The sequence below is a fragment of the Qipengyuania profundimaris genome (assembly GCF_030717945.1).
Lineage (GTDB): Bacteria > Pseudomonadota > Alphaproteobacteria > Sphingomonadales > Sphingomonadaceae > Qipengyuania > Qipengyuania profundimaris.
Genome location: NZ_JAVAIM010000001.1, coordinates 549553 through 563115, shown reverse-complemented (window position 1 = coordinate 563115; position 13563 = coordinate 549553). Strand labels below are relative to the sequence as shown.

The following is a 13563-nucleotide window of genomic DNA, read 5'->3' as shown; positions in this document are numbered from 1 at the left end:
GCTCGTTCCGCAGAAGGTCAGAGGCCGAGATTCAGCCTGCGCGCCACATTGTAATCGACCACCGCGACGAGGAACCAACTGAGGTTCCAGCGGATGCGGTTCCACAGCGTGGAATGCTTGCGGTGCTCTTCCGGTGTGATCTGCTTGGACGCGGTATGATGCTGCGCGATAAAGTCGCGCATGCGATCGGCGAAGTCCGCATCTTCGATCCGCAGCATCAGCTCAAGGTTCACGTAAAGGCTGCGCATGTCGAAATTGGCGCTGCCGAGATAAACCGCATCGTCGATCACCAGCAGCTTCATGTGCAGCTTGCAGGGGCGAAATTCCCAGATCTTGGCATTCTTGTTCAAGAGGTAATGATAGAGCGATCGGGTCGCGCCGATAGTCGCGCCATTGTCGGACTTGGCGGCCATGACCAACCGCGCCTCGCCTCGCAACGCAGTCTGACCGATCCGGCCGAGCATTTTCTTCGACGGTGAGAAGTAGGCCATCACCATGTCGAGCCGGTCGCCTTTCTCCAGATCCTCCGAAACGCAGCGCGCCCAGCTGGACAGGCCCTTGGTCGGCCCGCCGATCAGCAAGCGCACCGGCCCCCTGGGCGGGCTCCATTTGGTGACCTTGCGCACAATCGAGCGGAACTGCGCACGCGGCTGCGCCACCCAGTCGGCCAGCTCGTCCCACCAGGCCAGCAATTGCTCGACCGCTTGTCCTTCCAGCTTCACGCCCAGATCGTGCCAGCCGTTTGCTTCCGGCCCTTCGAAATAGGCCTTCTCGATATTGAAGCCGCCGATCATCGCGACCTTTTCGTCGACGATCGCCATCTTCTGGTGATTGCGGATCAGCGCACGGCGCGACCACTTGGCCATGAAGCGGTCGTATTGCCCGCCGGCTTCCTTGAATTCATCGAAGAAATCATCGGCCACGTCCTCGCCGAACCCGTCGACGATCAGGCAAACCGATACCCCGCGCCGGGCCGCTTCGACCAGCGCATCGCGCACGCGCGTGCCGATCTCGTCGTCGACGAACATGTAGTAGAACAGCCTGAGCGAGCGTTGTGCGCCTTCTATCAGCTCTACCAATGCCTCGAGCCGGTCTCCACCGGCCGGGTAGATGGTGAGGCGATGGCCCTGCGCCTCGACGTCGAAGGGCTCGTCGTCCTGCCAGACGTCATGCGCAGCCTGCTGCGCGTAGAGTTGATCGCTCCCCATGCAGGACCGGCCTAGAACGGCTGGCGGCGCGGCGCAATTCCTTGACGAAAAGCCGCGCCGCACCTATGTCGCGCTCTTTCCCGGAATCACTTGATTTGCATCGGAGTGCCCCATGGCGCGCGTTACCGTCGAAGACTGCGTAGATAAGGTCCCCAACCGTTTCGATCTCGTCCTGCTGGCTGCCCAGCGTGCGCGCGAGATTTCCGGCGGTGCGGAACTGACCATCGATCGCGATCGCGACAAGAACCCGGTCGTCGCCCTGCGGGAAATTGCGGAGCAGTCGGTCAAGCCGAAGGACCTGCAGGAAGCAGCGGTCACCAATCTGCAGAAGATCCTGCCGGACGACGATGACGAGATCGATGAGGTCGGCTCGCTCAGCCAGTCGGCCGAAGCCCTTCGCATCACTGCGTCGGCCCCGACCCGCTCCACCTCGATCGGCGCCGATTACGACGGCTGATCGCGGGGAACAGGATATGAATGGAAAGGCCGCCTCACGGGCGGCCTTTTTGTTTAGGGGTTATTGCCCGCGGCCGGTTTCCGCCTGCAATTCGTCGATCATTTTGGATGCGTCAGCCTTGGTCAGCTCAGGATCGTAGCGATCTGGACAGCCGGCTTCTTCGCACAGGGTCTTGAGATAGCTTGCCTGCGCGCCGGTCATGCGCTCGTCGCCGGTGGTCCAGTTGTCGGGGTCCTTTTCTGCATTCGAGACGGGGTCGGTCTTGGGACGTTCGGCTGGCTTCGTTGCAGTCATGATGGAATTCTCCTTTGCCGAACCAACGGCGTCGTTCCCAATATGTTCCGCGTCATGTTGGGGGATGACCTTCGGCGCGTCGTTTCTTATGACGGGTGCCGGAGGTGGGCGTGAGCGAGATCGGTGAAGCATTGGGTACGGCCGTGGAAGGCGGGCTGTTCGCGAAAGCGGTCGGCAAGGGCAGCCAGACCCAGCCGGAGCATCGCGAGCTGGAGGATGGACACTTCGCGGAAGGCGCCTGCCTCAATTGCGGCACCGAGCTGATCGGCAGTCACTGTCACTCTTGCGGTCAAAAAGCGCATCTGCACCGCACGGTCGGCGCTTTCATGCACGATCTGCTGCACGGTGCGCTGCATTTCGAAGGCAAGACCTGGAAGACCCTGCCGATGCTGGCGTTCAAGCCCGGCGAGCTGACCCGGCGCTATATCGAGGGCGAGCGCAAGCGCTTCGTCAGCCCGATGGCGCTGTTCCTGTTCTCGATCTTCCTGATGTTCGCCGTGTTCCAGGTCGTTGGCCTGACCGCGCCGAGCGAAATCGATCAGGCAGGCTTTTCCGCGCGGGCCAAGGCGGTAGAAGCAAAAGCCGCCCTCGAGCAGGAACGCGGTGCTGTCGGCGAGAGCAATCCCGAGCGCCGTGCCGAGATCGACGACCAGATCGACGGTTTGACCACGGCCATCGAAGCCATCGATGCAGGCGAGGACTATGCCTTTCGAGACAAGGACGGAAACCGGCAAAGCCAGTCGATCAATCTGACCGGTATCGATCTGATCGATCAGGGGATCGTGAAGAAATGGCGCAGCAACCCCGGCCTCATGCTCTACAAGCTGCAGGCCAACAGCTACAAATTCAGCTGGCTGCTGATCCCGCTATCGGTGCCTTTCGTGTGGCTGCTCTTCTTCTGGAAGCGGCGCTTCGGGGCGTACGACCACGCGATCTTCGTGACCTACTCGATCGCCTTCATGTCGCTGCTGTTCATCGTGATTTCGGTGCTGGTAAAGATCGGCGCGCCCGAATGGCTTTACGGCACGATGATCGCCTTCATCCCACCGATCCATATCTACAAGCAATTGCGCGGAGCCTACGCCCTGCGCCGCAGATCGGCGATCTGGCGTCTGGCGGTGCTGATGATCTTCATCAACATCGTCGCCCTGCTGTTCCTGCAGCTGCTCCTGCTGCTGGGCGCGTTCTAGTCGCGCGCCGGTTCGCCACCGGTGATCGGGGCGGGGCCGGGTTCCTCGGTGTCGCCAGCTTCGAGATTGTCGCGCAGATTCGCCGCCCCCTCGCTCACTGCGTCGGAAGCTTCGATCGCGCCTTCCTCGATCGCTTCCCCGGCGACCTGAAGATTGGCTTGCGCATCGTCCTCGGCGAGATCGGCTGTGCGCGCGGCATCCTGCTGGGTCTGTTCGGAGCAGGCGGTAACGCCTGCGAGAGCGATGGCGGCAAGGCTGGCAATGGCGAGACGGTTCATGGCGATTTCCTCATCAATCTTGGTGTTCTGACCCTATAACGCGCGAATTGCCTGTCGCGTTTCCGCAGCGGCGATCAGCGGCAGGGGTATTCGCGAATCAGCGCGGCGCGCCACGCTTGAGCCAACGTCATGCGGCGTCGCTCGCTCTCCGGCACGGCTCCGAGCATTTCAACGACGGCGTTGGCGTTGAGACCCTTCTTTCGCTCTGCATCGCTGACGCAATAGATCGGCTGCCCCTTGGCAGTCGCCCGGTCGTTCTCGGCCTTGGCCAATTCCGCAGCGGCCTTGAGTTGCGCCATCCGGGGTTTGGTTCGCTTGTCGAACATCGCACGCATGCCCTTCCCCATGAGTTGCTGCGCATCGGCATAGAAAGCTTGCGCATTTACATCGGCCGGCCCTGCGGTTGCAGAAGTGGCAAGCGCCAGCAGGCCGAGGCTGGCCATGAGGTATGTTCGCATAAAAAAAGGCTCCGTCCCTGGATCAGGAACGGAGCCTTCGACGATGTTTGCTGAATCCCGGCTAAACGCCAGACGCGGGTCCTATCAGCCCGGTTGCGGCGCGGTGCCGCCGCCGAACTTCTTGCCGGCCTTCGGAACGGCAGCCCCGGCAGACGGCTTGACCGAAATCGGGCCTTTCGGCTCGTCCGGGCGGTTGAGCTTGCCGTCTTTCATGAGCTGGTCGATCTCGTCGCCGGTCAGCGTTTCGTATTCGAGCATTGCCTGTGCCAGCAGGTGCAGCTTATCTTCCTGATCGGTGAGGATGTCGGTCGCACGCTTGAGGCCTTCTTCCACCAGCCGCTTGATCTCTTCGTCGATCAGCTTGTTGGTTTCCGCGCCCGACATCGTCCGGGCGGTCTGACCCATGCCGAGATAGCCTTCCTGGCTCTGCTCGTATTGCAGCGGGCCGAGCTTGTCGGACATGCCCCATTTGGTGACCATATTCTTGGCGAGGTCGGTGGCATACTGGATGTCGCCAGATGCGCCGCTCGAGACCTTGTCGTGGCCGAAGATGATTTCTTCCGCCACGCGGCCGCCCATGGCCACGGCGAGGTTCGCATGCATCTTGTCGCGGTGGTATGAATAGCTGTCCCGCTCCGGCAGGCGCATCACCATGCCCAGTGCGCGGCCACGCGGGATGATGGTGGCCTTGTGGATCGGGTCGGATGCCGGCTCGTTCAGCGAAACCAGCGCGTGGCCAGCTTCGTGATAGGCGGTCATCTTCTTTTCGTCCTCGGTCATGACCATGGAGCGACGTTCCGCGCCCATCATGACCTTGTCCTTCGCGTCCTCGAATTCCTGCATGGCGACGAGGCGCTTGTTGCGGCGCGCAGCCAGCAGGGCGGCTTCGTTGCAGAGGTTCGCAAGATCCGCGCCCGAGAACCCCGGCGTGCCGCGTGCGATCGTGCGGGGGTTCACGTCGGGAGCCAGCGGCAGTTTCTTCATGTGGACGGCAAGAATCTTCTCCCGCCCATCGATGTCCGGCACCGGCACAACGACCTGGCGGTCGAAGCGGCCCGGGCGCAGCAGCGCAGGGTCCAGCACATCGGGACGGTTGGTCGCCGCGATGATGATGATGCCCTCGTTCGCCTCAAAACCGTCCATCTCGACCAGCAGCTGGTTCAGCGTCTGCTCGCGCTCGTCGTTGGAATTCCCGAGCCCGTGGCCACGGCTGCGGCCGACGGCGTCGATCTCGTCGATGAAGAGGATGCAGGGCGCGTTTTTCTTCGCCTGTTCGAACATGTCGCGCACACGGCTCGCGCCGACGCCAACGAACATTTCAACGAAGTCCGAACCCGAAATGGTGAAGAAGGGCACGCCTGCCTCGCCTGCAATGGCGCGGGCGAGCAGCGTCTTGCCGGTACCGGGCGAGCCCACCAGCAACGCGCCCTTTGGAATCTGGCCGCCGAGCTTAGAGAAGCGGCTGGGGTCTTTCAGGAACTCGACGATTTCTTCGAGTTCCTCGCGTGCCTCGTCAATGCCGGCGACATCGTCGAACGTCACCTTGCCCTGGCGTTCGGTCAGCAACTTGGCCTTGGACTTGCCGAAGCCCATCGCACCGCCAGCGCCGCCACCCTTCTGCACCTGGCGCAGTGCAAACACCGCAATGCCGAGGATCAGGATGAAAGGCAGAATCTGAATCAGAGCGTACAGCAGGATATTGCCGCTATCGGCTTCCTTACCCGTATACTGCACGCCGTTCTCGTTCAGCAGCTCGGTCAGCGACCCATCGTCGGGGACGCGCATGGTGGTGAACGCTTCGCCGTTTTTCATTTCGCCGGTAATCTGGGTGTCCGAGATTTGCACCGAGGCGACCGATCCTTCGGCTACCTTACTGCGGAAGTCGGAGTAGAGGATCTGCGCGCCGCTGCCCTGGCCACCGCCACCGAAGGCGGACACCACCATCAGCAGGGCGAGGAAAATACCGCCCCAAACCATCAGGCTCTTCACCCACGGGTTCGGGCCGTTGCCCTCGGGCTCGGGCGGAGTGTTCTGGTCGCTCATGCGCGGAATCCTTTCATCGTCGGTAATGTAGGATCGCTACGGTGAATGGCAAGTTGACTGTGCCCGCGATATTTTCGCTCTCAGGCAGCGAAACGCTCAATCACCATTGAGGTCATTGCCGCCTGGTCGCCGCCCTCCTCCTCGTCGGAGGTGTAGTAGTAGTACGTCCCTCCGCCGATCGCCGCGATGCCGAGCACCAGGGCGACCAGCATGACCACGCCGTCGCGCACTGTCAGTGCGAGGCCGATGGCGGCAATCGCCAGCATGGGGCCGCTACTGGCGAAAGGAAGAACTTCGAGCGGCGGGACGGTCATGCACAACAGGATCACCACCAGCGCGGCGATCTTGACCCACACGCCCTGCGTCATCGGTTTCAGCCGCCCGTGGCTGTGCTCGTCGAGCCAGTGCGCGACACCACGCAGCTTAGCGATCCCCTTGTGCAGTTTCTTGCTTTCTACCGCCCGGTTCTGGAGAAAGCCGGGCATCCATATGTGCTCCTTGCCAATGAGCAACTGGACGGCGACGAGCGCGATGAGTGCGGCCAGGAAGGTCGGGACGCCGGGTATTCCGCCCACCGGAGTAAGCTCCAGCAGAGCCGGCAGCATGATGAACGGGCCGAAGCTGCGCCCGCCGAAATCGTCGAGTACGTCGCTGATGCAGACCTTGCCCGACTTCGTCGTCAGGTCGTCGAGCTGCCCGAGGACTTCCTCGACGCCCTCGGGCTCCTCCTTGCTCATCCTGCTCTCCTCAGCGCTCTCAACGTGCGAGAAGCGAAAAAGTATTCGCTGTCAGGCAGCTGCGGACTTCAGCAACGCCGAACGCTCGCACCGGCAGACGGTTTCGCCGCGCTGGTTGATCGCCTCGTGCACGAAAGTGACGATGCCCGATCCGGGGCGCGACTTGCTTTCGCGCAGGCCGATCACCTCGCTCGTCGCGTGCAGCGTATCGCCGATGAACACGGGTTTCGGCATCACCAGCTTGTCGTAACCGAGATTGGCCACCAGCGTGCCGAGCGTAGTGTCCCCGACGGACAGCCCCACCATCAGCGAGAAGGTGAAGGTGCCGTTGACGAGGATCTGGCCGAACTCGCTCTCCTTCGCCGCTTCGGCATCGAGATGCAACGGCTGCGGATTGTGAGTCATCGTCGTGAACAGGAGGTTGTCCGTTTCGGTGACGGTGCGCCGGATCTCATGCTCGATCCGGTCGCCCACCTTCCATTCGTCGAAATGCCGGCCCGCCATCAGCTATGCCCCATCACGGCTTTCACTTCGAGGAAGTCATGGAAGCCCCACTCCCCCCATTCGCGGCCGTTGCCCGACTTCTTGTAGCCGCCGAAGGCCGCATTCATGTCGTAGCCGCCGTTGATCGCGACCCGGCCGGCACGGATGCGCTTGGCGAGGCTGCGGGCCTGTTCGATATCTTCGCCCGTAATCGCACTGGCGAGACCGTATTCGGTGTCATTGGCGATGCGGATAGCATCGTCGTAGTCTTCGTAGCCGATGATGGTCAGGACCGGTCCGAAGATTTCCTCGCGCGCGATGGTCATGTCGTTATCGACATCGGCGAACACGGTCGGCTTGACGTAGTGGCCGGTCTCCAGCCCCTCGGGCTTGCCGGGGCCGCCTGCGACCAGCGTGGCGCCTTCCTTGATACCCTTTTCGATCAGCCCCTGGATCTTGTCCCATTGCGTGCGGCTGACCACCGGACCGATCGCGGCATTGCCCTTCGGATCGCCGGGCATCACACCCTCGGCGGCTTCCTTGGCTGCCGCCTTGGCCTCCTCCATGCGCGCATGCGGCACCAGCATGCGGCTCGGCGCAGTACAGGTCTGGCCCGAATTGCCCATCATGCCGACCGTCCCCTTGGCGACCGACTTGGCGAACGCGCTGTCGTCGAGCACGATATTGGGGCTCTTGCCGCCCAGTTCCTGCGCCACGCGCTTGACCGTGTCCGCGGCATTCTTGGCGATGAGCACGCCCGCACGAGTCGATCCGGTGAAACTGACCATGTCGATGTCGGGATGGCCGCTGATGGCCTCGCCCACACCCGGCCCGTCGCCGTTGACGAGGTTGAAAACGCCTGCCGGAACACCGGCCGCATCCATGATCTCGGCAAAGATATAGGCGTTGAACGGCGCGATCTCGCTCGGTTTCAGCACCATCGTGTTGCCGGTCGCCAGCGCGGGGAAGACCTTGCAGGCGATCTGGTTGAGCGGCCAGTTCCACGGCGTGATCATGCCGACCACGCCGATCGGCTCCCAAACGTGCAGCGTCGGGCCGTCCTGCCGCTCGAACGAGAACCCCTCGAGCACTTCGATGGCCTTGGCGCAGTGCCCGGCGAGCAGTCCGACATGCGGGCCGTTGGCGAGACTCATCGGAGCGCCCATTTCGTCGCTGACCGCGGTGGCGAGGTCCTCCTTGCGGTTTTCGATCTCCGCCTGGATCGCGCGCAGCAGCGTAAGTCGCTCTTCCTTGCTAGTCTGCGAGAAGCTCTCGAAGGCGCGGCGGGCTGCGGCGACGGCCTTGTCGACATCGGCCTTCGTGCCGAAGTTGATGTGGCCGATGGTCTCCTCGGTCGCCGGGTTCTCGACCGGCTGGGTGTTTTTCGTGACCGGGTCGACCCACTGGCCGTCGATGTAGAACTTGGTGCAGTCGCGCATGGGGTATCTCCTCTATGCGCGCAGCCACTAGCCCCCTTCGCGCCAGCGCGCCACCACCTCTTCACCGTCCTGCGCCGCATCGCGGATGGTGTTCGGCGTCCGGTCGAAGCGTGGCGCGGGCGCGGTATGCCAGCGGCCGCCATGTTCGACATAAGCATGACGCGCCTTCATGTGCGGATGCTCGCGCGCCTCGTCCATCGGCACGACCGGCGCGAAACAGGCGTCGGTGCCTTCCAGCAGCTCGACCCATTCGGCCTGCGTCTTCGTCTTGAACATGGCGGCAAGGTCCTCGGTATACTCATCCCAGTTGGCCGGGTTCATCTGCCCATCGCGCAGCTTCTCCGGCGCATCGGCGCGCTGGAGCAGTTCGGCATAGAATTGCGGTTCGATCGCGCCGACGCTGATCTCCTTGCCGTCCGCACACTCGTAGCAGCGATAGAAATGCGCCGCGCCGCCGAGCAGGCCGGTGCCGCGCTCGGTGGTGCGGATCGAACTGGGCGGCTGGCCGAAGAAGAAGCTCATCAGGCTGGTCACGCCGTCGACGATTGCTGCGTCGACCACCTGGCCCATCCCGCTCCGCTCGCGTTCGTAAAGCGCGGCGAGAATGCCGAGTGCGCAATACATCGAGCCGCCGCCGAAATCGCCGACCAGGTTCTGCGGCGGGATCGGCAAGTCGCCCTTCTTGCCGATCGCGTCGAGCGCGCCGGTGATGGCGATATAATTGAGGTCGTGGCCTGCGGCCTGCGCCAGCGGCCCATCCTGCCCCCAGCCGGTCATGCGGCCATAGACGAGGCGCGGATTGGCTTCGAGCAGCTCGTCGGGACCCAGACCCAGCCGCTCCATTACACCGGGCCGGAAGCCCTCGATCAGCACGTCGGCCTTCGCCAGCGCGTCGAGGCAGAACTGCTTGCCCTCATCGCTCTTCAGATCGACGGCGACGCGGTGCCGCGCGCGTTCGACCACCGGGTTCATCGGCTGGTAGCCCTGTCGCTCGATCCGCACGACCTCGGCCCCCATGTCGGCGAGCAGCATGGCGACATGCGGGCCCGGCCCGATCCCCTGGAATTCGACGACCTTGAGGCCGGTGAGCGGGCCGTGGCTGGCGGTATCGGTCATATGCGCATTTCTCCTCTCGCGTTGCGGCCTGCATGCCAAGCTGCGCGATGGGTTGCAATTACGAACGCGATTGCGCAGACCGCAAAACCGCAACGAAAGAGACGAGAGAGGCCGAACAATGAGCGATTATCAGACGATCAAGACCGAAAAGACCGGCAATGTCCTGAAGGTCACGCTCAACCGGCCGGAACGCCTCAACGCCTGCCCGCCCGAAATGGCTGACGAGATTTTCGACGCGGTCCGCAATCTGGAGGATGCCCGGGCGGTATTGCTGACCGGCGAAGGCCGCGCCTTCTGTTCGGGTGCCGACCTGTCCGCGCGCGGCGAGCGCTCGGTCACCGGTGGCGAAGGCGCATTCCGCTCGCTGACCCAGCATTACAATCCGATGGTGCAGACGCTTGCCAGCCTGCCGGTGCCGGTGGTCTCGGCCGTGCAGGGTCCTGCTGCCGGTGTCGGCTGCTCCATTGCGCTGGCGGCCGATTTCGTGCTGGCGGGCAAGAGCGGCTATTTCCTGCAGGCCTTCGTCAATATCGGCCTGGTGCCCGATGGCGGATCGAGCTGGATGCTTCCGCGCCTCGTCGGCACGGCGCAGGCCACGCGGATGATGATGCTGGGCGAGAAGATCCACGGCGAAGAGGCGGAGCGTATCGGCCTGATCTACAAATGCGTCGAGGACGATGCGCTGATGGGCGAGGCCAATGCGCTGGTCGAAAGATTGGCCAATGGCCCGACCGTGGCGCTCGGCCTGATGAAGCAAACCTTGCGCGACGGGCTGCAGTCCGACTTCGGCAGCACGCTGCGCGCCGAAGCCGAAACGCAGAAGATCGCCGGCGGCACGAAAGACGCGATGGAGGGCGGCATGGCCTTCCTGCAGAAGCGCAAGGCCGAATTCACCGGGACCTGAGCCGCGTTCAGTTGAGCGCGTTGATGGCTTCGCGTACGCGGACTTCGATCTCGTCACGCGGAAGGCCTGGCGGGATCGGCTCGCCGAAGCGATAGGTGATCCGGCCGGGCTTTTTCAGGCCCCGGTGATAGACCGGCCCGCTGTCGACCGCCACCGGCACGACCGGCAGGCCGAGCATCTTGTAAAGCCCCGCAAAGCCCGACTGGAGCGGTTTCGCTTCGCCATGCGGTACGCGGGTGCCTTCGGGAAAGATGACCAGCGGCCGCCCGTCCGCCACCAGCGCCTTGGCCGAGCGGATCATCTGCATCAACGCGCGCGCGCCGGCATTGCGCTGCACGGGGACGAGCCCGAACGCAGCGGCCGCACGACCCCAGAGCGGGATGCGGAATAGCTCCTCCTTGGCGAATACGCTGGGCGTATCGAACAGCGCAGGCGCATCGATCGCCTCGAAAAAGCTCTCGTGTTTGATCGCGTAGAGCACCGGCTCGTCGAGCGGGCCGCTCCCTTCGATCACGATCTCGCAGCCAAGCAGGTGCGTCAGGCACCAGCGTTGCCAGTTTGACCACATGCGCACGAAATAGCGAAACCGGTCGACGCTGAACGGCAGGGCGATCAGCGACGCCGACGTAATCAGCAGCGAGCCGAGATAGAAGGCCGGATAGAAAGCGAAATTGCGCAAGTATCGCATGGCGGCGTCAGACGGGCAGCCCTTGGGAGACCGCCGCTGCAATCAGCTTGTTATATTCGAGGAACAGCGTCGCAAGCTCGGGAGAAGAGACCACCGCATCCTTCTCGATCACCGTGCCCTCCGGCAGTGCTCCGCTGAATTCATTTGCCGCGCGGGCCATGTGCCAGTCGGTCGTAACCAGACGGACGGACGAAAAGTCGTGCTCCTTGAGCCACTCCGCCGCCTCCCCCGCGTTGCTGCGGGTATCGACTGCAAGGCGGCCCAGCGTCACGCAGCAATCCATCGTTCTCGACGACACGTCGAATTCGGCGGCGAATTCTTCCGTTGTAACCTCGGGATCGACGCCGGACACGAACAGTTCCTTGGCCAGACCCCGATCGACGATATCGAGACCGCGCGCGATCCGCCCGGGACCGCCGGTCGGGACGATGACCGCATCGGTCGGCTCACCGGCGAGCGGCTGAGGCAGCGTTACCGCGAAGCCGAGAAAACCGAAGGCATAGACAAGCAGTATGGCAGCGACGAAACGCAGGATCACAGCATCTTCCTGAGGGACGAGAGGACGGTCATGCGCGCCGTGTAGACGGCAATCGCGATGGCGAAAAGCGGAACCAGCGCAAGCAGCATCCAGTCGACCCTCTCGAGCCCGCCACCCGCGACGAGACCGGAATCGAGCACCGCGAACTGCGCTCCCATCAGCAGCACGGCTGCAAATCCGGCCAACAGGCCAAGCAGCCCGCCGACCAGCGCATCCAGCAGGATCGAGCGCTGGAAAATGCGCGCGATCTGGTCGTCGTTTCCGCCGAGAAGATGGACGATCTCGATCGTGTCGCGATTGGAGCCGAGCGCATTGCGCGCTGCCAGCCAGACGGCGGCTGCGCCGGTGAAAGCGAGCAGGGCAATGAGGCCGAATGCCATCCAGCGCAAGGTGGACAGCGCGGCAAGCACAGGCGCAAGCCAGTCCGACTGGGCATCGATCCGCGCGTCGGGTGCGGCCTCTGTCAACCGATCGGCGAGCCGGGCCAGGTCGGTTTCATCGGCACCATCTCGCAAGCGCAGATCGATCAGCGCCGGGATCGGGAGGGCATCGTCCTCGGCCCCGGCACCGAGCCACGGTTCGAGCAAAGCCTCTACTTCGTCCTCAGGCAGAACTGTGACACTGACGATGGCCGGATCTGAAGCAAGGACACCACGCGCCGCTTCCGCCTGGGTGCTGCGCGTGCGGGGATCGGGGTCGACGATCTGCACTGTCGCGCTACCGGCCAAATCCCCGCTCGCCCGCGCGACGAGATTGGACAGGGCCAGCCCGCCCGCCGTCGCGAGGACCGTGATGGCGACCATGATCGCGATCACCCAGGGCATCGGCCCACCCAGCCGGGCGCGCGGCAGAAGATGCGCCGCCCGCTTCCCGCGGAAGGGCGAGAGTCCGCGCTCGACAGCGCGCGTGACGACGGGAGGGCGCTTCATCGCCCGACCTCGACCCGCCTGGGCGGATAGCGCAAGGCACCGGTCGGGTCGGCGAGCGTGCCTTTATCGAGCCTCATGATGAGCGAATCCGGGACCTTGCGAATGAGGTGGACGTCGTGCGTTGCGACCACCACAGTCGTGCCCAGGCGATTGAGCGCTTCGAAGAGGCGGATGAGCTTCAAAGCCATTTCGGGATCGACGTTGCCCGTCGGCTCGTCGGCCACAAGCATGTCCGGGCGACCGATTACAGCGCGAGCGATGGCGACCCGCTGTTGCTCTCCGCCCGACAGCGTCGCCGGGCGCGCCTCGGCGCGGTGGCCCAGCCCGACCCATTCGAGCATGTCGCTGACCGGCCCCTGCAGATCGGCTTCGCGCACGCCCGACACGCGGAGCGGCAGCGCAATATTGTCGAAAGCGCTCAGGTGATCGACCAGCCTGAAGTCCTGGAACACCACGCCCATCCGCCTGCGATAGGCGGGCAGCCGCTCGCGCGGCAAGGTAATCACGTCGGTACCGAACATGCGGATCGCCCCGCGCGACGGGCGCTGCGCGAGATAAAGCAGCTTGAGCAGCGAGGTCTTGCCCGCCCCGCTCGCCCCGGTGAGGAAGTAGAACCGCCCCGGAAACAGGGTAAAGGAAATGTTCGAGAGAATTTCGCGATCGGTGCCGTAGCGCAGGCCGACATTGTCGAACTGCACGATCTCGCTTTCCGGGGCGCTCATGCGCGTTCGACCCGGATCGAGGGAGGTTTGGTGGCACCGTTCATGGTCGCCAAGGCCTATAACCGCGCATCGATGTGGA

General features: G+C 63.7%; 16 protein-coding genes. 3 read left to right on the top strand and 13 right to left on the bottom strand.

The genetic code is table 11. The features are described from left to right. Positions 1-17: 17 nt before the first annotated feature. Positions 18-1208, bottom strand: coding sequence for a phospholipase D-like domain-containing protein (locus Q9K02_RS02825; RefSeq protein WP_305931521.1), 1191 nt, complete (start codon positions 1206-1208; stop codon positions 18-20). A 112-nt stretch (positions 1209-1320) separates the two neighbouring features. On the opposite strand from Q9K02_RS02825, the gene rpoZ reads away from it, so the two are divergent. Then, positions 1321-1665, top strand: coding sequence for a DNA-directed RNA polymerase subunit omega (gene rpoZ / locus Q9K02_RS02820; RefSeq protein WP_278329290.1), 345 nt, complete (start codon positions 1321-1323; stop codon positions 1663-1665). Between the two features lie 60 nt (positions 1666-1725). Here rpoZ and Q9K02_RS02815 read toward each other — a convergent pair whose 3' ends face one another. Further along, a complete protein-coding gene (locus tag Q9K02_RS02815) occupies positions 1726-1959 on the bottom strand; it encodes a DUF3072 domain-containing protein (RefSeq protein ID WP_305931520.1) in 234 nt (77 codons plus the stop codon). 110 nt (positions 1960-2069) lie between these two features. Between Q9K02_RS02815 and Q9K02_RS02810 the strand changes: the two genes are divergently transcribed. Then, complete coding sequence (locus Q9K02_RS02810; RefSeq protein WP_305931519.1) at positions 2070-3149, top strand: DUF3667 domain-containing protein; 1080 nt, start codon at positions 2070-2072, stop codon at positions 3147-3149. Here Q9K02_RS02810 and Q9K02_RS02805 read toward each other — a convergent pair. The 7 genes from Q9K02_RS02805 to Q9K02_RS02775 form a co-directional block, all read right to left on the bottom strand. After that, entirely contained in the window at positions 3146-3427 is a 282-nt protein-coding gene (locus tag Q9K02_RS02805; protein ID WP_305931518.1) for a hypothetical protein, read from the bottom strand. The genes Q9K02_RS02810 and Q9K02_RS02805 overlap by 4 nt on opposite strands. 74 nt (positions 3428-3501) lie before the next feature. Then, a complete protein-coding gene (locus tag Q9K02_RS02800) occupies positions 3502-3885 on the bottom strand; it encodes a hypothetical protein (protein WP_305931517.1) in 384 nt (127 codons plus the stop codon). Positions 3886-3969: 84 nt separating this feature from the next. Beyond that, the gene (ftsH, locus tag Q9K02_RS02795) at positions 3970-5928 is read right to left on the bottom strand and encodes an ATP-dependent zinc metalloprotease FtsH (RefSeq protein ID WP_305931516.1); all 1959 of its coding nucleotides are present in this window, start codon (positions 5926-5928) and stop codon (positions 3970-3972) included. A gap of 80 nt (positions 5929-6008) precedes the next feature. Continuing rightward, positions 6009-6665: an exopolysaccharide biosynthesis protein gene (locus Q9K02_RS02790; RefSeq protein ID WP_305931515.1), complete on the bottom strand. Its 657-nt coding sequence runs from the start codon at positions 6663-6665 to the stop codon at positions 6009-6011. Positions 6666-6716: 51 nt separating this feature from the next. Next, the gene (locus tag Q9K02_RS02785) at positions 6717-7169 is read right to left on the bottom strand and encodes a MaoC family dehydratase (RefSeq protein WP_305931514.1); all 453 of its coding nucleotides are present in this window, start codon (positions 7167-7169) and stop codon (positions 6717-6719) included. Next, complete coding sequence (locus tag Q9K02_RS02780; RefSeq protein WP_305931513.1) at positions 7169-8587, bottom strand: aldehyde dehydrogenase family protein; 1419 nt, start codon at positions 8585-8587, stop codon at positions 7169-7171. The genes Q9K02_RS02785 and Q9K02_RS02780 overlap by 1 nt, the downstream gene beginning before the upstream one ends. 27 nt (positions 8588-8614) lie before the next feature. Continuing rightward, the gene (locus Q9K02_RS02775) at positions 8615-9703 is read right to left on the bottom strand and encodes a CaiB/BaiF CoA transferase family protein (RefSeq protein WP_305931512.1); all 1089 of its coding nucleotides are present in this window, start codon (positions 9701-9703) and stop codon (positions 8615-8617) included. A 118-nt stretch (positions 9704-9821) separates the two neighbouring features. Between Q9K02_RS02775 and Q9K02_RS02770 the strand changes: the two genes are divergently transcribed. Continuing rightward, complete coding sequence (locus Q9K02_RS02770) at positions 9822-10607, top strand: enoyl-CoA hydratase-related protein (protein ID WP_305931511.1); 786 nt, start codon at positions 9822-9824, stop codon at positions 10605-10607. A gap of 7 nt (positions 10608-10614) precedes the next feature. On the opposite strand, the gene Q9K02_RS02765 is transcribed toward Q9K02_RS02770, so the two are convergent. From Q9K02_RS02765 to ftsE, 4 genes are read right to left on the bottom strand one after another with little or no spacing between them, the layout of a single operon-like run. Next, complete coding sequence (locus Q9K02_RS02765) at positions 10615-11295, bottom strand: lysophospholipid acyltransferase family protein (RefSeq protein WP_305931510.1); 681 nt, start codon at positions 11293-11295, stop codon at positions 10615-10617. Positions 11296-11302: 7 nt separating this feature from the next. Then, the gene (locus tag Q9K02_RS02760; RefSeq protein ID WP_305931509.1) at positions 11303-11833 is read right to left on the bottom strand and encodes a YdcF family protein; all 531 of its coding nucleotides are present in this window, start codon (positions 11831-11833) and stop codon (positions 11303-11305) included. Next, positions 11830-12762 (bottom strand): cell division protein FtsX, encoded by a 933-nt coding sequence (locus tag Q9K02_RS02755; protein ID WP_305931508.1) that lies wholly within the window; start codon positions 12760-12762, stop codon positions 11830-11832. Before Q9K02_RS02755 ends, Q9K02_RS02760 begins: the two co-directional genes overlap by 4 nt. Then, entirely contained in the window at positions 12759-13484 is a 726-nt protein-coding gene (ftsE, locus tag Q9K02_RS02750) for a cell division ATP-binding protein FtsE (protein ID WP_305931507.1), read from the bottom strand. The genes Q9K02_RS02755 and ftsE overlap by 4 nt, the downstream gene beginning before the upstream one ends. Between the last annotated feature and the right edge of the window lie 79 nt (positions 13485-13563).

Excerpts from the sequence above, each read along its gene's own strand:
- Q9K02_RS02825 (WP_305931521.1), bottom strand. The coding sequence starts at position 1,208 with ATGGGGAGCGATCAACTCTACGCGCAGCAGGCTGCGCATGACGTCTGG.
- rpoZ (WP_278329290.1), top strand. The coding sequence starts at position 1,321 with ATGGCGCGCGTTACCGTCGAAGACTGCGTAGATAAGGTCCCCAACCGT.
- Q9K02_RS02815 (WP_305931520.1), bottom strand. The coding sequence starts at position 1,959 with ATGACTGCAACGAAGCCAGCCGAACGTCCCAAGACCGACCCCGTCTCG.
- Q9K02_RS02805 (WP_305931518.1), bottom strand. The coding sequence starts at position 3,427 with ATGAACCGTCTCGCCATTGCCAGCCTTGCCGCCATCGCTCTCGCAGGC.
- Q9K02_RS02800 (WP_305931517.1), bottom strand. The coding sequence starts at position 3,885 with ATGCGAACATACCTCATGGCCAGCCTCGGCCTGCTGGCGCTTGCCACT.
- ftsH (WP_305931516.1), bottom strand. The coding sequence starts at position 5,928 with ATGAGCGACCAGAACACTCCGCCCGAGCCCGAGGGCAACGGCCCGAAC.
- Q9K02_RS02790 (WP_305931515.1), bottom strand. The coding sequence starts at position 6,665 with ATGAGCAAGGAGGAGCCCGAGGGCGTCGAGGAAGTCCTCGGGCAGCTC.
- Q9K02_RS02785 (WP_305931514.1), bottom strand. The coding sequence starts at position 7,169 with ATGGCGGGCCGGCATTTCGACGAATGGAAGGTGGGCGACCGGATCGAG.
- Q9K02_RS02780 (WP_305931513.1), bottom strand. The coding sequence starts at position 8,587 with ATGCGCGACTGCACCAAGTTCTACATCGACGGCCAGTGGGTCGACCCG.
- Q9K02_RS02775 (WP_305931512.1), bottom strand. The coding sequence starts at position 9,703 with ATGACCGATACCGCCAGCCACGGCCCGCTCACCGGCCTCAAGGTCGTC.
- Q9K02_RS02770 (WP_305931511.1), top strand. The coding sequence starts at position 9,822 with ATGAGCGATTATCAGACGATCAAGACCGAAAAGACCGGCAATGTCCTG.
- Q9K02_RS02765 (WP_305931510.1), bottom strand. The coding sequence starts at position 11,295 with ATGCGATACTTGCGCAATTTCGCTTTCTATCCGGCCTTCTATCTCGGC.
- Q9K02_RS02755 (WP_305931508.1), bottom strand. The coding sequence starts at position 12,762 with ATGAAGCGCCCTCCCGTCGTCACGCGCGCTGTCGAGCGCGGACTCTCG.
- ftsE (WP_305931507.1), bottom strand. The coding sequence starts at position 13,484 with ATGAGCGCCCCGGAAAGCGAGATCGTGCAGTTCGACAATGTCGGCCTG.